The organism is Pareuzebyella sediminis (assembly GCF_008367235.1).
GTDB classification, from domain to species: domain Bacteria; phylum Bacteroidota; class Bacteroidia; order Flavobacteriales; family Flavobacteriaceae; genus Pareuzebyella; species Pareuzebyella sediminis.
Map to the genome: position 1 here is coordinate 1,326,898 of NZ_VTZS01000001.1, position 25,129 is coordinate 1,352,026.

22 protein-coding genes are annotated in these 25,129 nt (G+C 40.0%); 20 read left to right on the top strand and 2 right to left on the bottom strand.

The features are described from left to right. Positions 1–23: 23 nt before the first annotated feature. Entirely contained in the window at positions 24–797 is a 774-nt protein-coding gene (locus F2B13_RS05610) for a M90 family metallopeptidase (RefSeq protein WP_149276295.1), read from the top strand. Between the two features lie 193 nt (positions 798–990). On the opposite strand, the gene F2B13_RS05615 is transcribed toward F2B13_RS05610, so the two are convergent. Then, on the bottom strand, positions 991–2,499 hold the full coding sequence (locus F2B13_RS05615) for an FAD-dependent monooxygenase (protein WP_149303540.1): 1,509 nt from the start codon (positions 2,497–2,499) through the stop codon (positions 991–993). Positions 2,500–2,559: 60 nt separating this feature from the next. Then, positions 2,560–3,546 (bottom strand): alpha/beta hydrolase, encoded by a 987-nt coding sequence (locus tag F2B13_RS05620; protein ID WP_149303542.1) that lies wholly within the window; start codon positions 3,544–3,546, stop codon positions 2,560–2,562. 242 nt (positions 3,547–3,788) lie between these two features. On the opposite strand from F2B13_RS05620, the gene F2B13_RS05625 reads away from it, so the two are divergent. The 19 genes from F2B13_RS05625 to F2B13_RS05715 all read left to right on the top strand — a co-directional run bounded on the left by F2B13_RS05625 (position 3,789) and on the right by F2B13_RS05715 (position 25,123). Further along, positions 3,789–5,525, top strand: a complete 1,737-nt coding sequence (locus F2B13_RS05625) for a thiamine pyrophosphate-dependent enzyme (protein ID WP_149303544.1) — start codon at positions 3,789–3,791, stop codon at positions 5,523–5,525. Between the two features lie 6 nt (positions 5,526–5,531). Beyond that, complete coding sequence (locus F2B13_RS05630) at positions 5,532–7,004, top strand: FMN-binding glutamate synthase family protein (protein WP_149276299.1); 1,473 nt, start codon at positions 5,532–5,534, stop codon at positions 7,002–7,004. 837 nt (positions 7,005–7,841) lie between these two features. Beyond that, complete coding sequence (locus F2B13_RS05635) at positions 7,842–10,091, top strand: tetratricopeptide repeat-containing sensor histidine kinase (RefSeq protein WP_232625196.1); 2,250 nt, start codon at positions 7,842–7,844, stop codon at positions 10,089–10,091. Beyond that, complete coding sequence (locus F2B13_RS05640) at positions 10,088–10,825, top strand: LytR/AlgR family response regulator transcription factor (RefSeq protein ID WP_149303546.1); 738 nt, start codon at positions 10,088–10,090, stop codon at positions 10,823–10,825. The genes F2B13_RS05635 and F2B13_RS05640 overlap by 4 nt, the downstream gene beginning before the upstream one ends. A 238-nt stretch (positions 10,826–11,063) precedes the next feature. After that, positions 11,064–11,273, top strand: a complete 210-nt coding sequence (locus F2B13_RS05645; RefSeq protein WP_149303548.1) for a hypothetical protein — start codon at positions 11,064–11,066, stop codon at positions 11,271–11,273. A gap of 25 nt (positions 11,274–11,298) precedes the next feature. Beyond that, on the top strand, positions 11,299–11,859 hold the full coding sequence (locus F2B13_RS05650; RefSeq protein ID WP_149303550.1) for a hypothetical protein: 561 nt from the start codon (positions 11,299–11,301) through the stop codon (positions 11,857–11,859). Positions 11,860–11,909: 50 nt separating this feature from the next. Next, positions 11,910–13,622: an Lcl domain-containing protein gene (locus tag F2B13_RS05655; protein WP_149303552.1), complete on the top strand. Its 1,713-nt coding sequence runs from the start codon at positions 11,910–11,912 to the stop codon at positions 13,620–13,622. A 71-nt stretch (positions 13,623–13,693) separates the two neighbouring features. Continuing rightward, on the top strand, positions 13,694–14,080 hold the full coding sequence (locus tag F2B13_RS05660) for a hypothetical protein (protein WP_149276304.1): 387 nt from the start codon (positions 13,694–13,696) through the stop codon (positions 14,078–14,080). A gap of 36 nt (positions 14,081–14,116) precedes the next feature. After that, positions 14,117–15,322 (top strand): type III secretion system chaperone family protein, encoded by a 1,206-nt coding sequence (locus F2B13_RS05665; RefSeq protein ID WP_149276305.1) that lies wholly within the window; start codon positions 14,117–14,119, stop codon positions 15,320–15,322. Positions 15,323–15,332: 10 nt separating this feature from the next. Beyond that, positions 15,333–16,397 (top strand): trypsin-like peptidase domain-containing protein, encoded by a 1,065-nt coding sequence (locus F2B13_RS05670; protein ID WP_198439818.1) that lies wholly within the window; start codon positions 15,333–15,335, stop codon positions 16,395–16,397. Positions 16,398–16,461: 64 nt separating this feature from the next. Beyond that, entirely contained in the window at positions 16,462–17,475 is a 1,014-nt protein-coding gene (locus F2B13_RS05675; RefSeq protein ID WP_149276306.1) for a hypothetical protein, read from the top strand. Between the two features lie 92 nt (positions 17,476–17,567). Beyond that, positions 17,568–18,599 carry a hypothetical protein gene (locus F2B13_RS05680; RefSeq protein ID WP_149276307.1) on the top strand — a complete coding sequence of 344 codons (1,032 nt, stop codon included), beginning with the start codon at positions 17,568–17,570 and terminating at the stop codon, positions 18,597–18,599. Between the two features lie 35 nt (positions 18,600–18,634). Beyond that, complete coding sequence (locus F2B13_RS05685) at positions 18,635–19,252, top strand: hypothetical protein (RefSeq protein ID WP_149276308.1); 618 nt, start codon at positions 18,635–18,637, stop codon at positions 19,250–19,252. Then, positions 19,249–20,421 carry a hypothetical protein gene (locus tag F2B13_RS05690; protein ID WP_149303554.1) on the top strand — a complete coding sequence of 391 codons (1,173 nt, stop codon included), beginning with the start codon at positions 19,249–19,251 and terminating at the stop codon, positions 20,419–20,421. Before F2B13_RS05685 ends, F2B13_RS05690 begins: the two co-directional genes overlap by 4 nt. Before the next feature lie 6 nt (positions 20,422–20,427). After that, complete coding sequence (locus F2B13_RS05695) at positions 20,428–20,775, top strand: hypothetical protein (protein WP_149276310.1); 348 nt, start codon at positions 20,428–20,430, stop codon at positions 20,773–20,775. An 8-nt stretch (positions 20,776–20,783) separates the two neighbouring features. After that, complete coding sequence (locus tag F2B13_RS05700; protein ID WP_149303556.1) at positions 20,784–22,121, top strand: hypothetical protein; 1,338 nt, start codon at positions 20,784–20,786, stop codon at positions 22,119–22,121. Positions 22,122–22,303: 182 nt separating this feature from the next. Continuing rightward, the gene (locus F2B13_RS05705; protein WP_149276312.1) at positions 22,304–22,510 is read left to right on the top strand and encodes a hypothetical protein; all 207 of its coding nucleotides are present in this window, start codon (positions 22,304–22,306) and stop codon (positions 22,508–22,510) included. A 10-nt stretch (positions 22,511–22,520) separates the two neighbouring features. Continuing rightward, complete coding sequence (locus F2B13_RS05710) at positions 22,521–24,398, top strand: PA3715 family protein (RefSeq protein ID WP_149303558.1); 1,878 nt, start codon at positions 22,521–22,523, stop codon at positions 24,396–24,398. A gap of 2 nt (positions 24,399–24,400) precedes the next feature. After that, positions 24,401–25,123 (top strand): hypothetical protein, encoded by a 723-nt coding sequence (locus F2B13_RS05715; RefSeq protein WP_149276314.1) that lies wholly within the window; start codon positions 24,401–24,403, stop codon positions 25,121–25,123. Positions 25,124–25,129 lie beyond the last annotated feature (6 nt).

The following is a 25,129-nucleotide window of genomic DNA, read 5'->3' on the forward strand; positions in this document are numbered from 1 at the left end:
TAGAAAAAAAATGTGATTAGGTGATGAACAATTGGATAGTATTTTTACCATTCCCCTTGCTACTGATTATTATAATATGGAGGTTATGGGCCAGAAAACAGGAACCGAATATCCTTTCTTTTAAAGACGAGTGGCGAACAATATTGAGAGATAAAGTGGCTTTCTATAGGCATTTGGAGTCCTCGGAAAAACTTCGTTTTGAAAAGGAAATCCTTCAATTTTTTGATGATGTCACTATTACCGGGGTAGAAATTGAAATCAATGACACAGACCGCTTATTGGTTGCAGCTAGTGGCATAATACCGCTCTTTGGGTTTCCGGAATTACGTTACCGGAATATCAATGAGGTATTACTATACACTACTTCTTTTAATGCGGACAACCAAACTGTGGGTGAAGAACGAAATATTTTGGGCAAGGTGGGTTCGGGCAATATGAACCGTTTAATGATTCTTTCCTTGCCGGCGCTTCATGCAGGTTTTGAAAACGAAAACTCAAAAAGCAATGTAGGTATCCATGAATTTGTGCATTTGATCGATAAGGCAGATGGCGCCGTTGACGGGGTTCCTGAAAGCTTGATTCAAAAACAATATGTAATTCCATGGCTAGATTTAATCCATAAAGAAATAGACAGTATCAGGGAAAATCATTCGGATATTAATCCCTACGGAGCCACAAGCCAAGTAGAATTCTTAAGCGTAGCCAGCGAATACTTCTTTAACCAACCTAAGCTATTACGAGAAAATCATCCTGAATTATATGAGCAAATGGCGCACATTTATAGGCAAAAATTATAACGTTTGGTACGGCTGCCTACCACTGACCTAAAAACAAAAAGTAATTTTCAAATACATTATCCTTAATCCAAGATATCATCTTGGGTATTGATTTCTACTTTATCAAAATGACGAATCTTCGTTAATTCCTTAAAGAATCAGCGAATAATATATTCTTTAATTGATACAAAATCAAGAGAGTATGGCTACGGGCTTAGTCAAACAATAATTTGTTTATTACATTTAAATCCTTTCCTAGATAAGTTATGTGATTATCGGGTCGAAGATGGACGAAGAAATTGGACTCATGCTCAAATATTTTTGGGATTTCAATAATATGTAACATCAAGGTACTGGTTGAATTTTCAAAAGGAGAAAGTCCATTATCCATCCCAAAAAACAATAGCTTATACGTACTTCTGTTAATTTTGTCATAGATGTTTTCCCCATCTTTAAACTCAAAAAATGGCATTCTATCCCCTGCCTTTACCTTCCCCACCCTACTCTTAATGGTCAAAGAACTCTCCTGATAGGAAATAGCCAATTGAGAGAGAAACGGGAAGAACTTTTTTCTTCCTAAGTGGGTTTCAGTCACCACTTTTGCTACATATGGAAAAACATGAAGCTTTAAAGAATTGATGAATTGGCTCTCGCCCATTATAAATTCAAATGCCTTGTCCGTGCTTTTTAGCAGGTTCCGTGCATTTGCTTTACGTTCTTCATCATAGCTTTCCAAAAGAGTATCCGAAGCCTTACCGGACAATACATAGGACAACTTCCATGCTAAATTATAGGCATCTTGTATCCCGGTATTCATTCCCTGTCCACCCGCCGGTGAATGAATATGTGCCGCATCACCAAGAAGAAAACATCTCTCCTTTTTAAAAGTGGTCGCCATTCTACTATTTACTTTATAGGTAGAGAACCAATACTCTTTCTCAATAGTGAGGCTTGTCTTTATTTGTTCGCCAATAGTATTTTTTATGAGGTCAAAAGTAGGATGGTCCGCCCCTTCGTCATCCGGTAAAACTCCAATAATACGATACCGGTTTTTTCCGGGCATCCCAAACATAAGTACGAATCCATCCGGAATCATATTGATGTAACCCTCTTTCCTGTTGATTACTGGACTACTCATTTCAACATCCGCCACGTAAAACGTATTACTAACCGTGTCCCCAATGAATGGAATTTCAAGATGATGCCTTATCGCACTGCTTGCACCATCGCAACCAATGACATAATCCCCATTGGCATGTATTGTTTTGCCGTTGCGGTCTTTATACTTTACAGCTACATGTTGTTCGTGATTTTCAAGACCCAAAAACTCATTGCCCCAAAGTATTTGCACACCAGATCCCTCAAGAAAATCTACCATTATCTTTTCGGTCTTACTCTGTTCTATGGTAAGGATATATGGAAATTTCGTCAATCCCTTTCCGAATTCTTCCAATTTAAGACGTTCCGCTATTTTTCCATTGGACATCATATTGACCCTTTTAGTTATCTGCCCTTCGGCAATAAAAGTCTCAGCGAGTCCAATTTCATCAAATACCTCCATGGAACGAGCATGTACTACCATGGCTTTGGAAAGGTTTGTAGTTTCATGGTTACGTTCAATAATGATAAAATCCACACCATACGTAAAAAGTTGACACGCTAATGCTAAACCTGTAGGGCCAGCCCCCACAATTACAGCCTGGGTCTTAACTGTTTTTTCCATGACTTTTTAAAATAACTTGTCCTCGATTACTTTATTGATTTGCTCCATCATTAGATGGTTTTAGTTGGGTGCTATGTTTGCCTGCTTTTGGATTTTTTCATTTCCCAAAACAACGGAATAGAGAAATTGTGAAATAATATCGGTTTGCCGGTATCCAAGGTCTGCCCACTGGTGTGTTCCCAAAGGGTCTGTATAAAGTTCATAGGAAACCCGCAACTCCCTTAATTTTTTGGTTATTTCCAAGGGCCCATCCAGCAGAAGATACCCATCATCCGATTCCTTACACGAGCGATGTGCCGCTGTGGCATAGGGAACCACATCATCCTTTTCTCCATGAAAGAAAAGCATGGGCACAGCACTATACTCGGGCAGGTAATCCACATTCAAGGTTGTACCGGAAAAGCTTACAGCACCGATAATATTGCCCTTTGGAGATACTACATTTTTAAAAAGGTAATGATATTTAAGAATAATCGAATCAAGAACGGTCTCTGCACCTGCGCTGCTGCCAACAAGGATAATTTTTTCAGGATTAGTCTTAAAATCAGAGGCGTACGTGGCCAAGTAATGCATGGCTTTGGAAAAATCATCTACCGCCTCAACATAAGTATTGATTTTAGTGGCCGTGGGACAATCGCACCCAAAGGACTTACCCTTTCTGGACAAACGATAATCGATGGAAGCAACAGCATAACACTTTTTCGCAAACGATTTACCAAAATTAGTTTCCTCACCACCATTCCTTTGACCTGCAGAAAAACCGCCTCCATTTACCAAAATCAGTAAAGGTTTATCGGTAAGGTTGTCATTTGCTGCATCGTAGAAATCCAAGTTTAGGGTATCCGCATAATTAAAGGTCCGCAATCTAACATCAGAAAACAGATTATCCACATATCTTGTCTGACCATTCACGACGATTACCATAAAAAACATCAGTATTACAAAAGTTTTAATACCCTTAGAAGCCATATGGATTACGTATTTAGTGTGGTGACCTGTCAATTTCAAATGCACATCCCGTTGGGAAAGAAGTATATCAATAAACATTTCATACAAGCTGGGAATATTAACGGCATCCAAAATAAAGATTTCTTACTTAACGAATCCTTTAGTTATTTAAATCATTTCAAATGAGCAACAAAAAATATTATCAACCTTTCTACCAAAAAAAGAATACACCTATCTTTAGGATTTTAAGATTTCATAATTACCTATCTAATACTAAGTAGAAATCTGTAATCGTATTTTTAGGGGTGAGACAGATTTAATACTATCAAATCAAAAACCTTATGTCAAAAAATGTAGCTGACCATTTAGTAGAAACACTTGTCGCAGCAGGTGTAAAAAGAATTTATGCCATTACAGGCGACAGTCTCAATCCGGTAAATGATGCTGTGCGAAGAGATGGAAGGCTGCAATGGATTCACGTTAGGCATGAGGAAGCGGGAGCTTATGCGGCTTCCATGGAGGCAGAACTTAATGGTATTGGTTGTTGCATGGGCAGCAGTGGTCCGGGCCATGTGCACCTCGTAAATGGTCTTTATGATGCCAATAGAGCTGAAAATCCGGTTATAGCCATTGCTTCAACCGTCCATACGGATAAACTGGGACTGGACAACTTCCAAGAAACAAGACCTGAAGCACTCTTTCAAGATTGCTCGAAATACGTGTTTATGGCCAATACTCCAGAACAGGCACAAAATGGTTTGCAAACTGCCATTCAGCACGCTATCAGTCAAAAAGGAGTGGCGGTTTTAGGACTGCCAGGCGATGTAGCTTCTGCTGAAATCGAACCAGTACACTCTGCCAATAAAAATTTCTATACACAACCACGAGTGATGCCAAGCAAAGAAGATCTTGATGAACTCGCCAAGCTCATCAACACGAATGAAAAAGTGGTGCTCTTTTGTGGTCATGGTTGTCGCCATGCCGTGGAAGAAGTGATGCAACTGGCCAAAAAACTCAACTCACCCTTAGGGTATAGTTTCAGGGGTAAAATATTCTTTGAACGTGCAGACAATCCTTATGCGGTTGGCTTAAACGGGCTTTTGGGAAATAAATCCGGCTTTGAAGCCATGCATCAGGCAGATGTGCTGCTGATGTTGGGTACGGACTTTCCGTATAGTGAGTTTCTACCCGAGAAATGTAACATCATTCAAATAGATACGAAACCCGAAAAATTAGGCCGAAGAGCCAAGGTTGATTACGGCTATTGTGGAGATATTAAGTCGACCCTGCAAGAGCTATTACCGCTCATTGAAGAAAAAAACGATACCGAATTCCTCGATAAAATGCGTGCCTTGCATCAGGAAGTTGAAGACACCTATGAAAGCTATGTTGAAGACAAATCCAAAGAAAAAAATATCCATCCCGAATATGTTGCTCATGTTGTTGATCGCTTGGCTGATGATGACGCGATATTTACAGTGGACACGGGAATGAGCGCCGTCTGGGCGGCACGCTACTTAAAAGCGGGCAAAAATCGCTACCTGACAGGATCCTTCAATCATGGATCGATGGCCAATGCAATGCCGATGGCCATGGGTGCTGGCCTATCACATTCCGATCGTCAGGTAATTGCTTTTTGTGGAGATGGCGGAATATCGATGCTCTTGGGCGATTTGATGACCATCAGCCAATACCAAATACCCGCAAAAATCATCATTTTCAACAACCGTACATTAGGGATGGTAAAACTGGAAATGCGCGTTGGAGGCTATATGGATTGGCAGACCGATATGGTAAATCCTGATTTTGTGAAGCTTGCCGAATCTATGGGCATTGCAGCTTGGGAGGCCAAGGAATCCAAAGATGTCGAATTAGCTCTTTCAAATGGGTTCAAGCATAAAGGGCCTGCCATCATTAACATTTTCACAGATCCGGATGCACTGGCCATGCCACCCACCATAACCTTTGATCAGGTAAAAGGCTTTGCAAAATCCATGTCCAGATTGATGATGAATGGAAAATTTGCCGAAATAGTGGACACCACCAAAAAAGATATTAAGTACCTAAGAGAATTATAATCTATAATGAGAGAAGCACTTAAATTCAGCTTTATTGCCTTGATTATTCTTGGAATCATCATCTGCGTAATTTTATGGCCTTTGCCTGGCTTTATGGTCTTGGCCGCCTTACTAGTATCCATTGGCTTTTATGATATATTTCAGAAAAAGCATACCATCTTGCGAAACTTTCCGGTCGTGGGCCATATGCGTTTCTTATTGGAAATGATTGGCCCTGAATTACATCAATATTTTGTAGAATCTGACACCGATGGAAAACCCATCGATCGCAATCACCGCAGTTATATCTACGAGCGTGCCAAAGAAGAGCGGCAAACACACCCTTTTGGTACTGAGCTGGATCTCAATCAGGACGATTATAAATGGATGCAGCATAGTATCTACCCAGCCAAAAAAATGGAAACCTCTCCCCGGGTAATGATTGGAGGTAAAGATTGCCGACAACCCTATAGTGCCTCTCTTTTTAATATTTCGGCTATGAGTTTTGGTGCTTTAAGTAAAAATGCCGTAGAAGCATTGAACCTAGGTGCTAAAGCCGGAGGATTCTTTCATGATACCGGCGAAGGCGGTATATCCAAGTACCATTTGAAAGGTGGGGATCTCGTGTGGGAAATAGGTACAGGCTATTTTGGCTGCCGAAGTGAGGATGGAAACTTTGATCCGGACAAGTTCAAAGAGAAGGCCAATTGGGAGCAAGTGAAGATGATTGAGGTCAAAATTTCACAAGGTGCAAAACCAGGGCACGGTGGTGTATTGCCCGCTGCTAAAAATGATGAAGAAATTGCAGAGATAAGAGGGGTAAAACCGCATACCGTAGTGCTATCCCCGCCCGGTCATTCCGCTTTCAACAATGCGAAAGGATTATTGGAATATATTCAACAACTGAGAGAATTATCGAACGGAAAACCCATAGGCTTCAAACTGTGCATAGGAAGTAAGCAGGAGTTTATAGATATCTGTGAGGAAATGGTCAAAACAGGTATCAAGCCAGATTTCATAACCGTAGATGGTGCAGAAGGAGGTACGGGAGCTGCTCCCATAGATTTCTCAAACTATGTAGGTATGCCTTGGGAAGATGCCTTGATTTTTGTGGTTGATACGCTAAACAAATACAAACTGAAGCAAGAAATCAAAATAATCACTGCTACCAAGATTTTTACGGCCTTCGATATATTCAAAGCATTGTGTATCGGAGCGGATGTATGCAATTCAGCGCGCGGTATGATGTTGGCCCTAGGCTGCATACAAGCACTAAAATGCAACACCAACGAATGTCCCACCGGTGTAGCCACAAACAACCCAAAATTTGTTAGAGGTTTGGTAGTCTCCGAAAAATGGAAAAGAGTTAGAAATTACCACAAAAATATTTTGGAAGACTTTTTGGAATTATTGGCGGCCTCAGGATGCAAATCGCCGGCAGAAATGAACCGAAGTTTAATCTATAGAAAGGTGGATAAGCAATGGACATCATATACCTAAAGATGTAAGCCTACAATCTACTTACTACAATTGACTGGAAAGGGTTATTCTTTAAAGTTTTAAATAAATTAGAACTCATAGTTCGAACGGTGGCAGAGTTAGAACCCCTACCCTATTCCATTAATAACCAAATAGTTATAACCATTTATTCAAAATAGATAACCGAATAGGTCTACCTGAAAGGCTTTCTGACGATTTCGTTACTTAAAAATATGAAATGTATACCAAAACAGTATGAATCGATTTGAATTTAATTGGTTCCCATAATCTTTCCGATTAATCTGGACGGCATCCGCCAATGTGTAAATAGAGATAGCACTGATTCTCTAATTATGGCCGGCTCCTAAAATATGGGAGGAGACAAAGACGAAGACAGAACGCTTCAGGGACGAATAAAACTATTTACATCCCCATAAGTCGCACGCTAGGAGGAGCCCGAAAGAATTTTTAGACCTTTTGTTTAATTTAACCGCTGTACAAAAAGGGGTAAGTCTTCACACCCCCTAATGTAAAAATCTTTTAGCGAAAAAGTCGGGGGTAAGGATTTGAGGGGCTTACAGTACACAACTATATTTGGCTCGCTTTCCTATTCAAGATAACTGTTCCAAGGCAGGGGGCAGTTTTAGAATTTCAAGATGTTCTGCAAATAAATCCTCAACCCTTGCAAATATGTATTCAAACCTTACCTATATACATTACTAGCAGTCTACCACCCAAAAAATTCCGGTTTTATTTCTTGAAGGAGATTAAAAACCCGTATTTTGTTTTTAGGTCAAACCTTCAAACCCATCAGAAAATGAGTGCTCCATCCATATGAAGCGTTGTGCTATTTTAATTATGCATTTCTTATTCAAAGCAGCCAACATAGAGATCAATGGGGTTACGTTGACTTTTCGGAAACAAAACTCTCCTATTCAAACTTTTATTCTCATTTTTTTGCTGATCACAAGTGCCACAAGGGCGCAGAACATTGAAATAGACAGCTTAAGGAAAGAATTGGCACTTCATACCAAAAAAGACACGGCGAGAGTAAATTTGTTAAATGACCTTGCTTTTGCCTATTTCAGTAGTGACATCCCTAAATCCATCGAGTATTTAGATGAATCGGACGCTTTGGCCGATGATATTGATTTTAAAAAAGGCAAAGCCAGAAGCATTTATATTAAAGGTATTACGGAGGCCATACAGTCGAATTTTGAGAAAGCACTCGAAAATTATAATGAGGCATTGAACATATATGAAACTATCGATAACAAAACCGGGGTTGCCAATTGTTACAATGCCATAGGAATAACCTACAAAAACAAGGGTGAGCTAAGAAAAGCAATATCCTATTTTGAGAAATCAATTCGCTTGGAAGAGGAGATTGATGAAAATATTGATTCAAGAGCCCTAATAAACTTAGGCGCTACATATGAAGATTTGGGTGAATTTGACGAAGCCATTTCATATTTAAAAAAGGCACTCCTTATTGCTAAAAAAAATAGGGACGAACAATTGATTGCCTATAGTTTAAATAATATCGGAACTGTTTATGTGGCCCAAGGCAATTACCCGCTCGCTCTCGAACACTTTAAAGAATCCTTGTACATTGATGAAAAGCTTGGAGATAGTTTGGGGATTGCCTATCACCTTTCTAATATCGGCCAAATTTATCGGACTCAGAAATCCTATGATAAGGCAATGGCCTACTTTAAGAAATCATTGGAAATCCACAAGCGAACCAATAAAAAACAAGGAATATCACAAGTATTGAGCGATATAGGAACCATACATAAGGAAAATGGAAATTATAAAAGTGCTTTGGATTATTATACGGATGCACTACGTATTAGCAGACAAATTGGCGCTAAAAACGGGGTTCCTTATATTCTAATTAATACTGGTGAGGTTAACTTGGCACTGAAAAATGATAACCTTGCAAAACAATTCTATACCGAGGCAAAAAAAATAAGTCTTGAAACTGAAAATAAAAAAACACTGTGTGAGGCATATATTGGGCTTGCAAAAGTCTATGAAAATCAAAAAGAATATAGTATTGCCCTAAAGAATGTGCTAAAAGCCAATGAAATTTCCAAAGAGTTTGGTTTTTTAAAAAATCAAATGGAATCTGCGAAAATACTTTCCTCAATATATAATGAAACAGGCAACTACAAAAAAGCATTGGAAAGCCACCAACAATACAAAATTCTGAACGACAGCCTTTTTAACAAAGAGAATGTCGAAAAAATCGCCCAGTTGGAATACGAGTACAAGTACAAGCAGGCATTGGACTCTGCCAGTATACGCGAACTAAAGCTTACTAAAACGGTAATGAGCACTTCACAAGACCTTGCAAAGACCAAACAGAGTTACCTTTGGGCCGTTATCGGCATCTTGGTCATCTCTATCCTATTGGGGTCCATGTTTTTCTATCAGAAGTTCCATAGCATCAAGGCCAAGAACAAGAACATTATCACGGAGCAAAAACTCTTACGCTCGCAAATGACGCCCCATTTTATCTTTAATTCGCTCTCGGTCTTGCAGGGAATGATTTTAAACAAGGAGGAAAGAAAGTCGGTCACCTATCTTTCGAAGTTTTCCAAACTGTTGCGTATTGTTTTGGAAAATTCCAGGGATAAAATTGTTCCTCTTATTCAAGAATTGGATGCTATTGACAACTATATGATTCTACAGAATTTGGATGCCGACCCACCTTATGACTATAGTCTAGTGGTGGACGAGAACATAGATATTAATCAGTTTCTGATACCGCCCATGCTGATCCAGCCCTTTATCGAAAATGCCATAGAACATGCTTTTACCGCTGACCAAGAATATCGAGAAATAGAGATTCACCTCACTTTTGAGCATAGAAAATTAAGCTGTATCATTACTGACAATGGCATAGGAATCGATACCACTTCAAACAAACCGAATACCAAGAAGAAGTCACTTGCCACGACCATTACCAAGGAGCGGTTAGAGATTTTGGGCAAAGATTTTAAAGTACCCAGTGGCATCACCATTGAGAATAGAAAAAAGGGTAATGAACAGGGAACTAAGGTCATTTTGATTGTTCCCTATAAAATAATCGAGAATTCATGAAGGCACTTATCGTTGAGGACAAAGCCTATATAAGAAAAGGATTGATAAATCTCTTGGAAACCCTTGAAACCGATGTAGTGATTATCGGCGAATGTGCCTCGGTAACAGAAGCTGTGGTAGTTGCCAATGCCTGCAAACCCGAACTGGTGTTTTTGGACATTAACCTTACCGATGGTACGGGGTTCGACTTTCTTGACCAAACCGAAAATCTTGATTTTAAAACCATTTTCATTACTGCTTACGAAGAGTATGCTCTTAAAGCATTGAAAATTGGGGCTGTGGATTATCTATTAAAACCGGTGGATATTGATGAACTACAATCAGCCTTACACAAGATAAAATCCTTGCCAATTGAAGAACAAAAGAAACAAATTGACACTGCAAAAAAGGTTTGGCACCAAGACGATGCTACATTGGTACTTTCGTTGAGCGATAGTTTTCAAGTCATTGATCTTAAAGAGTTGCTGTACTGCGAGTCTGACAAAGGCTATACCACGTTCTACTTGTCCAAAAATAAAAAATATGTGGCCTCCAAACCGTTGAAAGAGTATGAGGCCAGACTGGAAAAGGTCAATTTTACCCGGCCTCACCAATCTTTTATGGTCAACCTGAAATTCATAGATAAGTATGATAAATCGGGCATCATTTTTTTGAACAACGGAAAAAAAATACCAGTTTCTTCCCGAAAGAAAGAAGCCTTTATAGCCACCTTTCTCAAATACAATAATCTCTAGGAAATATCCCTACAAACGCTTTCCCCATACCATTTCCGCTATTTGAGAAATGCGAATACCCATTTAAACCCAACGAATATTTGTTGGTGCTTCGCGAATATCTATTGCCTATTTCCTAGGTAATTGCCTTATCGCACCTTTAACCTGCGAAAACCATTTCTTACTTAGGAAACCTACAGAAAACAGCCCATTTCCTTGGGCGGTTCCGGGTTTGGAATGGCATAAAACAAAAAACTTTATGGAAACTATCAAACCAAAATTAGGTCAAGTGGGCCTTGTGCTTGCAGCTATGGGCTTAATTTCCGCCCTTTTGTCAATTTTTAATTACAACATCAGATTACTTGCCTGGATAGATAGCTGGGGCAGTACCATGGGATGGGGGGCTCAGGGCAGTATTGATTCTAGTAGGTGGCGCGCTGTTTTTTTATTCGGAAGAGCAGAAGAATAATCAATTAACATAAAAAAGCTTACAAATGAAAACACAACTGGCATTTTTAATGATAGCGATAACGCTGGTTTCCTGTGGAGGAGACGCCGCAAAACAGCCTGCCAACGCCGATGGCTTTGCAGGAATTGAGGAAGAACTGAATAGTGAATTTGGCGATGATGCCCACTATACCGAATTGACCATTATTTACAATGAATCCATTGGCAATAGTATTTCGACCACGGTAACGGATGACCCTGAATCGTTAAAAATGGGGCAATGGACCTACTCAATGGGCAACTGGAACCAAACTTCTGAAGTAACATTGGAAATACCCGAGGGTACCAAGGCGGCAGATTTCATGTTCCAATTAGATGAAAAAATCAGCCTTGAGAAATTAGGAGAACTCGTTGAAAAATCAAGTGAGCAACTAAAGGCAGAGAAGGATATTGACAACCCTCGACTTGAAATGGCCTTCGTTAAATATCCAAAGAACGGAGATGTAAACGATGCCCAATACATTGTAAAACTGCAGCCTGAAAATGGGGGTACTTCCTTCACTTTTTCATACCAAATAGACGGGTCGTTCATTGAAATGGACTACTAAAATCCCGTACCTATTCCCCAATTAAATTAATCTATCAAAACAAATAAATCATGAATAATAAACTTAAAACTATTTATTTAACCGTATTCGTACTTTTTCTAAGTGTTGCTTGCAATAATGATGATGATGGAGTGGTAATAGTAACGCTAGCGGATTTAGAGGTAACCCTAGATGAAAACCCCCAAGAGGGTGATTCCGTGGGTACCGTTCAAACCGATGCTTCCACCTCGGATTTTACTATCATTTCCCAAACACCTACGGGAGCTTTAAGTATTGATGCCGATTCTGGAGAATTGACCGTCGCGGATGCCACTTTATTCGATTTTGAGACGAATCCAACAATTACTGCAACGGTCACGGCGGATAATGCAGAGAATTCTATAACCGTTACCATAAACTTGAACAATGTAAGTGAAGTAACAGCTCAAGCCTTAGAAGTAAGCCTAGACGAAAATCCTACCAATGGACAAGTTATAGGCACATTACAGACCAACGGTAGCGCATCAGGATTTACCTTAACATCCCAGTCGCCAACAGGTGCCATGGAAATTGATTCCAATTCGGGCGAACTTACCGTTGCAGATGCTTCGCTTTTCGACTTTGAAACCAACCCGACCTTGACGGCGACCGTTTCTATTGAAGATGCCGGTAGCCCTGTATCGGTCACGGTAAACCTTAATGATACCCTTGAAATAACCGTTCAGGATTTTACCGCAGCGGTTGATGAGAATCCAACTGACGGTCAGGTTTTAGGTACTGTACAAGCCACTGGAAATGGTACGCTCAGTTATTCCGTTACTTCGCAAACACCTATGGGTGCAATGGCCATTGACGCGACGACGGGAGAATTGACCGTCATTGACCCCAACCTATTTGATTTTGAGACCAATCCTGTAATTACAGCGGAGATTTCAGTTACGGATGGTGCAGAAACAACAACGGCTACGGCAACCATCAATCTTAATGACGTAGACGAAGTAACTGCCCAAAATACGGATTTGACCATTGATGAAAATCCATCCAATGGCGATGTCATCGGAGCTTTACAGGCAAGTGGTTCCAATTTGTCCTATGCCATTACGTTCCAGAATCCCGCCGGTGCTTTTAACATCGACCAAAACACAGGGGAACTATCCGTGGCTGATGAAACACTATTTGATTTTGAGACCAACCCCAATATGTTGGCCACCATTTCAGTAAGCAACGGTATCCAAACCGTTTCTGCCAATGCGTTCGTCGAACTTAATGATGTAAACGAAATCGGTGAGTACAAATATGGTGGAGTTATTTTTTGGATAGACCCAACGAGTAATAATAGTGCCGGTTTGGTATGTGCCCTTACTGATCAGGGGACAAATGTATCCTGGGGATGTCAAGGAACTTTAATAGCAGGTACTTCAGATTCAATAGGCAGTGGCGCATCAAACACTGCTGCGATTGTAACAGGGTGTTCCACCACTGGTATTGCCGCCGAAATTGCCGTTAATGCAACCATTGAAGGTTTTACTGATTGGTTCTTACCTAGTAGGGGTGAATTAAATCAAATGTATTTACAAAAAGAAATCATCAATACAACTGCAGTTGCCAATGGCGGCACTGCTTTCATAGATATTGATTTGAGTAACAGATATTGGAGTTCTTCAGAATCAAATAATAATACAGCATGGTGTATTCTATTTGCAAACGGAGTTGAACAGGGACTTAACAAAGGGTCATCTGCTTTTTTTAATGTAAGAGCAGTAAGAGCTTGGACAGATTTTTAGAAACAAATTGCTACCACAGATGGTCCAATACCATCTGTGGTTTTTTACTTATTATCAAAAACATACAACCCATGGAGAACTTAATTCGAATAAAGCAACCTTACAATTCTTTAGATGAACTCTATGATGTCTTAAAAAAAGAATCAGGTTTTGAGTGTTCAAAAGAATATGATGTCTGGGAACATCGCACGGACACCAGCGGACAAATGGCACAATGTATTGTACTTAAAAAAAGTGGCATGCACGCCGTAAAGCTATTTTTTGTGAATGAAAACACGGTGAAAGTAAACCATATCATTCCCAATAAAATGATGCACGCCTATTTCGGAAAAAGTGTAAAGGCTCGCAGAAACATCTTAGAAGTGATTGCAGGAGCCATAAAACAAGCTGTCTTGGTAAAACCGCAACAACAAGCCTTTGAGGAATTAGAGGGTAAAATTAAAAGTTTAGCGGCCTAGAACTAAGCGTATAATCCAGTTAATTACAAAACGAAAATGAATAAAAGCAGCACGTATTATCAGCCAATACACCCTAAAAAATCATCGACAAGACAGGATGAAAAATGGGACGAGGCGGTGGCCCTTTTTAACAATAAACAGTATGATAAGGTAGTGCCTACCCTATTGGATTATGCCGGAAAACATCTTTCCAGCAAGAAAAAGGGCGATACCTATGAAATACCCCATGGGTCGGTAGTGGTGTCCATTACCCAAACAGCGGATGAGCTGTTGGTCAAATGCCCTTTCTTGAATATAGAAAATGCCAAAAAGGTACCTATGATGCGAAAATTGGCAGAACTACGAATGTACCCGCTCAATTTGACCAATATCGTCTTGGACGATCATTTGGTGTATTTTTCTTATTCATGTCCGATACCCCTTTGTGAACCTTATAAAATATACGCAGTACTCCGGGAAATCTGCTATTATGCGGATAGCTATGACGACGAGTTTATAGAAAAGTTTGGGGCAGCTCACATTCAAGAGCCAAAAACAACCGCTTTCCCAGAAAATAGTAAACAAGAAGCTTATGATAACTATCTGAAAATTTTGGAAGATGGCCTGCAACGATTTGACCAGTACATGGAAAAACGGCATGGAAACAACGCATGGTACACTTTAAACATCACCTTAAAAAAGATAGAATTTCACGCAGAGCCTCAAGGGTATTTGCGTACCCTGTTGGAAAAGGCGGTAGACGGACTTTTTGATGGTAGGCTGCCTTTTCAAGACCGATTGCTGAATGGAAAATCGGCCTTGGAAAAATTGAAAGAACTGCCAAAGGAGCAATTCATGGCCGACCTCTATCGGATAGAAACTTTTATCCCCTATAAATACAGCGGAAAAAAGGAAAACATTCGGGAAAATTGGCAAGAAAACTATGAAGAGGCGCAGGAAATGATTGCCAATTCTAGATTCGAGGATGCTACCAATCTCTTACATTCCTGTTTTTATAATTTTTTCTATTACAATTTGATCAACGAAGAGATTAGCAAGCCCATTACCGACGCTCTATCACAAGCAAGTGATTTGCCATGGAGCCAAGCGGCCCCCATCCTCTTAAAGGGCATGCAAGCCATTATGGAAGATACGTTTATGGGTGCCGATTACGGGATGGACCTTTCTAAACTCATGGGCGAACAAATGCAGCAATCCATGGCGGCCATGCAACAGATCATGGCAAACTTTAAAACAAATTAAGCAAGGGATTATGGAAAACATAGAAAGTTCGGTATTCAAGATAAATACTGCAAATGGCACGGGAACAGGTTTTTACAATAAAGAAAATGACCTTGTCATCACCAATTACCACGTTGTGGCGGGTTGTCATACTGTAAGTCTGGAAGGGAAAGATAAAAACAGGTACTTGACCCAAGTAGTTTATGTAAATCCGGGAAAGGATATTGCATTTTTACGGGCTAACGATCTTCCAAAACCCATTGATACAGTGCTCATTGATCATCAGACGGAATCTCGATCTAGGGACAAGGTGATTGTCTTGGGCTATCCTTATGGTATGCCGTTTACGGTAACCGAAGGAATCGTTTCAAATCCACGACAAAGTATAGGTGGCCGCTATTACATTCAAACAGATGCCGCCATCAACCCTGGAAATAGCGGTGGGCCGGTAATAAATGAAAAAGGGGAGTTGATGGGGATCGTGACCTCCAAATTTTCCGATGCCGATAATATGGGTTTTGCCATTCCCATGGAAACCTTAAAGGAAGAATTACAAATTGTAAATGATTTGTCGGATGCGTTTACTCTAGGTTGTTCCAACTGTGGCGGATTCATAGAAGAGAAGACCGATTATTGTCCCAATTGTGGCACAAATGTAGACGAAAACCTGTTTGAGGAAATGGCGCTATCGAACTTTAGTCTAAAGGTAGAGGAGGCTATATCCAAGCTGAACATCAATCCCGTTTTGGCCAGGTCTGGCAGGGAGCGTTGGTATTTTCACCAAGGCAGTGCGGAGATACGAATGTTTGTTTATGACAACAATTACCTGTTCGCCACTTCGCCCCTGAACGATCTTCCCCGTAAAAATCTGGCGGGGATCTATGAGTATATCCTAACCGCGGATATGGGGCCGCACAGGCTTTCCATTTCCGACAACCAGATCTACCTCTCTTATCGCATCCATATCAGTGATCTGTATTCTGAAAATAAAGAAGAGATACAAGAATGTCTCGCCCAGCTGGCCACCAAAGCAGATGAACTGGACAATACATTCGTGAACGATTTTGGTGCTGAAATGACGCATTATAGCAAATAGAATCGGGGGACGATAAAAACCATTACCCCCCCAAAAAAAATAAATGAACCAAATCTTTAAGATCATGAACAAAACATTTTTAAGAAGTGTCATTTTTTCGGCACTAGTCTTTACTGTCAGTTGCTCCAATGATGAGGGCCAAGAAAAGGAAATACCCATTAGGGCAACACCCGAAGCCTTTGCCCAAATTAAAAGTACCTCGTTGGAAAGCAAGGTTCAGGAATTTCAATTGGCTGCCTCCCAGACCGGCTTCATTACTACCGAAAACGGGGTGATGTTTACTATCCATGGTAACTGCCTTTCTAGGAACGGCAACCCGGTTACAGGTATGGTCGATGTGCAAGTGGTAGAACTTTTTGAAAGAGGAGCGATGTTGACGACTGATAAGCCTACCATGGGAAAATTGCCCAATGGCGATAAGGCCTTGTTGATTTCCGGGGGTGAATTCTTCTTGAACATCACCCAAGATGGAGAACCCGTGGACGAGGATTGTGATATTGTCGCTACTATTCCTGCTGATCTTACAGGGGGTGTTGATGAAGACATGACGCTTTGGACAGGAAATGGACGCGATAATGATTGTGATGGTATTGATGACGATTGTGATGGTTTTGTTTGGCAGGAAATGACGGATGCCAATGGCGACCCGGAGGAGGCCGCAGTTCAGAACGGTGATCAGGGCGAAGGCTTTTATGTGGCTCCTTTTGGGGATTTTGGATGGACCAATGTAGACCGATTTTTTAGTGATCCAAGACCAAAAACCACCATTTTAGTAGCCGTTCCCGAGGGATTCAACGATGAAAATAGCCAGGTGTACCTATCCTATGTGGGCAAACCCAACGCTTTGGCTCACTTGGATACGTATGATGCCGCAACTGGAATTTTCAGCGAACATTATGGTCAAATCCCTATCGGATTGGAGTGCCACGTGATTTTTACAAGTGAAGAAGATGGTTCATGGCTTTATGGTATAAAATCCGTCACCATTGCCGATGGACAAACGGTAGCAATTACCGATGCCGATTTAAATACCGCCACCGAAAGTGAATTGGAAGCCTTGATAAATGGCTTGCCCTAGCAATAATTAAGAGGTGTACTGAGTTAAAGGAAATCATGCATATAAAAGCAAAACATACACTGCAGAACGCAATCTCGTTAAAGGCTTGTGCTATGCTAATTCTTGTTTTGTTGTTGGGATCCTGCAAGTCTCTGTTTCTGGACAAACAGCAGTTGGTCGCCTTTAAGGTATTGGACAAACTAAATTATCCATATCAAGAAATCACGAATGATAATGTTTCAAAATCATTTTCTGATTTGCTTGAAGAAAAAGATATAGTGCTTTTGGAGGATTGGAGAAAGTCAACATCAATTTTGGCAAATCTTCTTCAAGCGGAATGTGCCGGATGCTCCAACAAAACCGCTAATCTAAAGCCTGTATACAAGAAAGCGAAAGGAAAATTTATCCATTTTGGACTGAAAGACGACATGGGTATCGAAAATTTGGTTTTTAAAAAGAACGGAAGGTTTCTTACCCGCTTTTATATGTTTCAAGGCGAATCAAATGAAAAAATCAATGAGGAACTGAAAGACACTCAAGATATAGACTACGTTGTAGAAGGTGTCTATCCCACGGCAATCGAACCGAAAAGTATCTACTTGGAGCATATAGAATTCCAAAATAGTGTGATTGAAGACAATTCATGGTATCCGGCCATGTTCCCTACAAAAATTCGCTACCGTATAGATCTCGCAGAAAAAAATCCCGTTTTACGTTTTAAAATCTATAACGGATTGTATTCCTATCAAAAGCCGGATAAAAATGGGCAAAATCAAATTGTCAACTTTGTGGAACCCCTTGTTTACGCCAATGCAGTTGCTATTAATGAGCCAATGAGTTATTCATCTTTCACCGACGCTTTCTATGCCAATGCCACATTTTTCCTATTGGATTTGGAGGAAGATGCCGAAGTTTCAATCCGTATGAAGTCAAAAATGAAGGAAATGGATTTCCGTTTCTCCGTACTTGAAAACAATGATTTTTTTACCATGGAAGAATACTTGCAAAAAGGGTCCCCGACATTTGACCGATACATACATTCATTGGACAAAGGCAGTTATTTGATTCGGGTTTTACATAAGAATGCGGATTACATGGAGAGTCCTTTATATAGCATCGAAATGAATATAACGAATGTGCATTAACTGAACCATTTCACTATTAAAAACAAACCAATCTAGTGTTCATACTAATACTTGTCATACTGGTTATCCTATCAATTCTCCTGTTGATTCTTGCATTTAGGTTGTTCAAGTGGACCTTAAAAAGCAAAAGACGGATTCAGGTTGTTTTGGTCGTGTTGGTATTTGGTGCGACAGGACTGGTAATCCATCACTTCTTTTTCAAAAACATGCGGTTCATTCAGTCCGAAGTATATCCTAATCTGTATTTGGTAAAATACCCAGATAAAGAGTATTCCAAAGTTCAAAAAGCCATACAAGAAAAAATAAAGGAACACCTACAAACCGAACATAAAACAGGTAAACCACTCGCATACACCAACGAAAACGGCATCTATTTTTATGAATACGGGGGGATGACCTTTGGATTTATCGGGGAAGCGGGTACGGGTTATTTTATGGACCACGAAGAAGACCTTGGCGGGTTCGTAACCGAAGAACTGGGCATGTATCGGGATTATAGGTTGGCAGAGTTTTACTATGATTCTTGCCCGGGTGATTCAACTTTAATCTGTGGGGAAATCAACTATTTCAATCAAGGGGAATTTATGAAGGTCGATAGTTTGAAAAATATAGTTTCGCTGCCCATTTATCCTAAAAACAAGGCTTTAAAATGAAGTTGCCGTTCATCTTTGTAACAATCTTATTCCTGTCTTGTGGTCAGGAAAACAAGCGTGTTGAAAAAGAACAAAAAGCCAAAGATTCGGTGAGTACCCACCTTATAGAATCGTTAGAAAACTTAAACGAGGACGAATGGGAAGCTCCGGCCGAGGTTCAAGAAAAAAGTCCATTGAGAATCAGCATCCTAAACCTGTATAAATCCATGGAGGATAAGGATGAGCAAGAATTTCTACGGCAGTTCCCTAAAGATTTTGAACAATTCCAAAACTATTTTGGATGGGATGCCACAAACAACGCACCCCATGAGCTTTACGAACACAGTGTGCATTACATAGAATACTTGTTTTATTTGTTGCGCACCAACAAATACCCGGCTTATGAAAAAAACCTTATCAGCCTCTGTGAGAATGGACAATGGGAGGCAGATGCCGTAAACTACTTTCAGGATCATGTTGTAAACTATATTAAGGAAAACGAAAAATATCATTTGATAAACGCACTTAGTGATGACAGGGCAAAATCGGTGCTGTTTTTTCTCTTTGATGGGCCGCATCCAAAATTTGATGCCGATTTTGCCTCCTATCTGAGTCCGTCCAAAAAAGTAATACTTGAAGAGCTCTTTGAAACAGGTTTTGATGATGATAATGAAAATCCGGACCCATTTCCAGATGAAGAAATCAGTATCAAGTACACCTTATCGGATTATGTAGAAAACGAGCACTTTTTTATCAGGGATATCGATATTAACAATGATGGAATACTTGATAAAATAGTGAGTGCCGGACCGTATCTAGAGGATGAACTGTTACTTTTTATAAATGATGGGGAAGCATATCGCTTCGCCTTAAAAACCTCCAATTTTTCGGAGGATGGTGGCAATCTAATTGTGGATGTAATTGCCGAAAAAGGCGGCTTTTTGATCAAAACGGCTTTTCCCGATGGCGGACTGTTGGAAGCCTACCACCATATAGCCTTTACCGACAAGCATTGGATATTGAACCATACCATTTATAAAACACAAAGCAGTAATCAAGAAGATGCCTTTATCTATGTATGTGATGTGGAACAAAACTTGGATTTGGCCGATGCAGATGTATTGAATAAGCTAAAATGGTTGCCTGATGAAGTTGAAAGAGACCGTGTTTGCACCAAAGAAATGCTATAGATGCACATGTTAAAACACATATTGACTTATTTGTTATGGACAGTCTTGTCATTGCTTATAGGCATTGGGTATATGCGTTTGGTTTGGCGTTTGGTTTTAGGTCCCGATGCGGTAAGCGAAGAAGGATGGGGCTATCTATGGCATCTTTTTTTGACTGTTGGAACAATCCAGGTAGGACTATGGGTCGGGGGTGCCATTGCCATATGCTTCGTGTTATTGGATGTTTTTTACCTACGGAAGAAACTAAAAAACAACCCAAAAAGGACGGTTATCCGTTTGGCGGCATTGCTGATAGTAACCGTACTCGTTGCCATAGTGCATTATTTACTTGAAAAAGTTATTGATGTCATATAGAATAAAAAATGAGATACTTATCCTTCTTAATACTGTTCCTTTCGCTGGCTTCTTGTAATCAAGGTGCTAAAGAGAAAAAAATACCTGAAACAAAGGTGCGGCAAATAGAAACCATTCAGGAGCAAGTTGACACGATAGCAACTGATAAAACACCCACAAAATTTAGTAGTGCTTTACGGCCCAACGAAAGGGTGTTATTTAATGAAATATATACCGATACCCTGGAGTTTAGCGACTATAACGACGATTTTGATTATTGGTACCTAAATGGACTTAAAAAGGGCAAGGATGTTTCATTGATATATAATTGGGAATGGCGTACCGATGAAGATTACAATTTCAGGCAAGGTGATTTGATAGTGGTGGAATGGAAAATGGACCGTATTGTTATGGCTGGGGATGAAGAAGTCGTACATATGGTAGAAAGGGCCGTTGATGCCAGAAAAATAGCATCGGGCAACCAACGGGTACAATTTTTAAGCCGCCAAATGGCCTATGATGAAGCCGTGGGCGCCGAGGTAAGCACTATGGTCATCAACCAATCTTATTTGCACAATATCACACCACCAGAAAAGGCGGCCCTGACCTTTGTAGCCTACGAGATTGGTAACGATTGTGAATGGGGCTACGACTCGGATGTAAACGGACGTGTGCTATGGTGCCGCATCGTATCAGCCTTGGATTTGGGTTACCAATGTTCCGACAAGCAACTTAACTTCTTACGAAAGTGGTTTTCTAAAGATACGGTCGCCCTAAAAAAGTTGGAGCGCTGCCCTACCCTTCCCAATACGGCAACAGTGCAGACCACTTTTGATGAGATTCTGATACAGAACAATGAAGCCGAAAAAACAATTACGGTCGATTATAAAGTAACTGGAATCAATATGCGTGAGTCAAGTTCATGGCCCTACTCCCAGACCGATGTTTTTGAATATGGTTCGGAGCATATCATTTTGATCGATTCCAAAAAATCGGACTTGACCGAAGAAGAAACAAACATGAACCCGGATACCGCTGAAAACATCGACCCTCAAAACTTTGTTTTGGCGCTCAAAGACCACATACTAAACGAATGGAAGCAAGAAGATGATTTTGATTCCCTTAAAATCACATTTGGTGACAATATTCTAAACATTCGGGGCAATGAAGGATTTACATTAAGCCGCTACGATTTTAAGGAAATGGTCATTAACGGCACTAAGGATCCCCAAACATTATACCTAACGGTCACTAATGAAGGCGGGGGTGCCGGCGGTAATGTTGCCCTGGTCGAAACTTATAGTTTAACGGTCCTGGATGCTGGGAATTTCGACATTAAGCATGTAGAAACCGATTTGGCGGACTAAAAAACGAAGTTTATGAAATTAAACTAGTCACATTCGTACTTGGCATCACAACCCTGCTATTCGGGATAACAGCTGGCGTTTTATATACCCTAATTAATCCTTATGAAGAAACAATATGCGACCGTGAATGGACTATAACCAGCTATAAAAAAGTGATCGATGCCATGGGAAGAAGTAATATAATGTCATTGGATCAGCTTAAAACTGAACTTACGATAGATTTTAATCTGGGCGAGAGTGGCTATAATGACCATAACAATGAACATTATTATGTGTTACATCCTAAAGACAGAATGGTAGACCCTCAGGAAATATGGAGTTTTACGGGGTTGGAGTTAGTCTTTGATCAGCATAAAAAACAAAAAACAGTGAGTTTTTATAAACCATAATCGGCATAAAATGAAAATTCAATACCACATAGCCTTACTAATACTTATAATCTCATGTGGACAAGGCCCCAAAAAGGAAAAAGAACCGGAGATCGAAATCCAAGGTGCTGTAGAAATTATTGAAACAGTTGTTGACTCCTTACCTGCAAGAGTGCATCTTGATTTTGACGAAGTAATTGCCAATATCCAAACTAAAAAATTGCCACACATCGAAGCCACAAATTTTGACAGCTTTATCGATGAAGACGATTATGATGAAGTAGATGCCAAAGCTTTGAAATTAGATCTCATCTATCCTGAATTTAATTCGGAAAGTTACAATTACAGAGCAATCAAAAGCTACACAATACCTGTGAATACGAATTTTCACAGCATTGTCATCACCCTTTTAAAAGGCGAACATGAAATGGAAACCATTCTTATCAATTACGATGCTGATGGTGAAATTATTGCTTATAAAGTAGTTGCCTATGATGAAATTGCCGAAGGTATGTCCAGAACCGTTTCCCGCATTAGTGAAAACAAAGTAACAGTTAACAGGATCTTTTGGGGCAATACCAAAGAAGTAGAAAAAACTGAATATGAGATTCTCTATGATGGCACTATTGAAAAATTACAAGCCAGAAGATTAGATCAAAAATTAGCTAATTTCTCACTTGTCGACGAAATTCTGAAAGATCTACAATTGGATTGGATACAAACCAATACCAAGTTGATCGCTACCAAAACCTACCCTGAAAATCCAGAGGAAACCATCTTGGTTATTCCGGAAATAGTGGATGAGGGAAATCATTATTTTGACCTGAATAGTCATATCGTAATTGCCGATAATCGTTCCGGAAAAATAACCCAAAAATACTTTGAAAGTAACAAGACTAACGAATGGGTTTCTGATGCTATTGAATTGGACGGAATTCAAATCGATTCTACTTCATATCAGATTTCAGAAGACAAAACAGCCTTTGGGGTAAAAGTATCCCATTTTGGGCATTCGCGGGTCAATCCGTATTCAAATAAAACACTGTCACTATTCGCAAAATCCGGTGATAGTCTGGTTAAAATACTTTCCAACTATACCCTTGAAAATTATGGCGGGGAATGGGACGGCGATTGTGATGGTGAATTCATAGATGAGAATAAAGTCCTGGCATTAAGCACCAAAAAAACCAACGGTCACTTTGATATACTTGTCAATACCAAGATAACCAACACTAAAAGTTTTGAGGATAAAAACGATGAATGCCAAACGGAGACCACCGTTAACTTCAATAACAGCTTACTGAAGTTTGATGGGCAAAACTATACTAAAACCAAAGCCAACACCATTTCATATGCTGAGTTCAATCGGAAGAAATTACAACAGATTGATATAGATAACTTCAGCGTAGATAACGCTTACCAATGGGGAGAGTTCAAATTCATTACAGGAAACGACGAACTTACTGCAAGCAAATCTAAGCTCGCATACGCCAAAAAAGACTGGGGCGACCGACTGCTCATGCTAGATGCATCAAACAACCTGGTTTTTAAATCAAAGGGTGTTGGTGACCTCTATCTTTTTGAACCCCATTTTTATAAAAGCGAAGCTTCGGACAAAGTCATTATTATTTGTCAAATGGCATTTGAATATCCATTTGGAGGTGAGGTTTTTATTCTTGAAAACAAAACCCTGAAACCCATTGGAACTCTTGATATTGAACCCTATGATGAAAATTTGGATACCTACTTGACAGATGTTGTAGAGATAAGTGAGCTAGAAGGTAGCATTGTTTTCAGCCTCAAATCTGAAGAAGTGGTTTTAAAGCCTGGTTCAGAAGATGAGGTGAAAACCAACAAAAATGCCATCTATGTATATCAAAACAATGAAATGACATTGAAAACAAATTAGAAATGAGTCTTAGAAACCTAGTCTTTTTGATGGTAGTTTTTTTAGTTCCGGGGCTTCAAGCACAAAGTGAATTGATGCTGCCGGAACTCTCCGTCAAAGAAAGGACAATGCAAGAGATAATCCCAACAGGTTGGAAAATCTTGTCAAAAGCTATGGGCGACCTAAATGGAGACGGCTATGAAGACGTCGCATTTGCCATCGAAAGCCCAGTAGAAAAAAAATATGTATCCAAGGAGGGTTCAGATAGCGATACGTTACACATTAACCCGAGGGTGTTGGCTATCTACTTTGGTAAACGCAATGGAAAATTTAAGAAGAAGCTGCAGTCCAATACGTTTATCATCAATAGAAATACACCGAATATGGACGAGCCTTTTAAAGGGCTACAAATCCTTCCCAATGGAGATTTGCAAATGGACTTCTATATATGGCCGTGCCGGGAATGTACTTCCTGGTCTTCCCACGAATATATTTTCAGGTTTCAAAACAAGGCTTTTGAATTGGTCGGGTATAAGGAAAGTGTAACCCAAAGGGTATCGGGTGATGAAGTCTATTACAACATCGACTTTCAAAATAAAACCCTGAAAATCATAACCGAAACACGCAATGAAGACGATGAACGGGAATATGAGGAAAGCTTTAAAAAATTTGAGTTACCTCATTTGAAAACAATCCAATCTTTGGGCAAACCCTTTGAGTGGGAATTTCAACAATTACGCATATAACCAGTA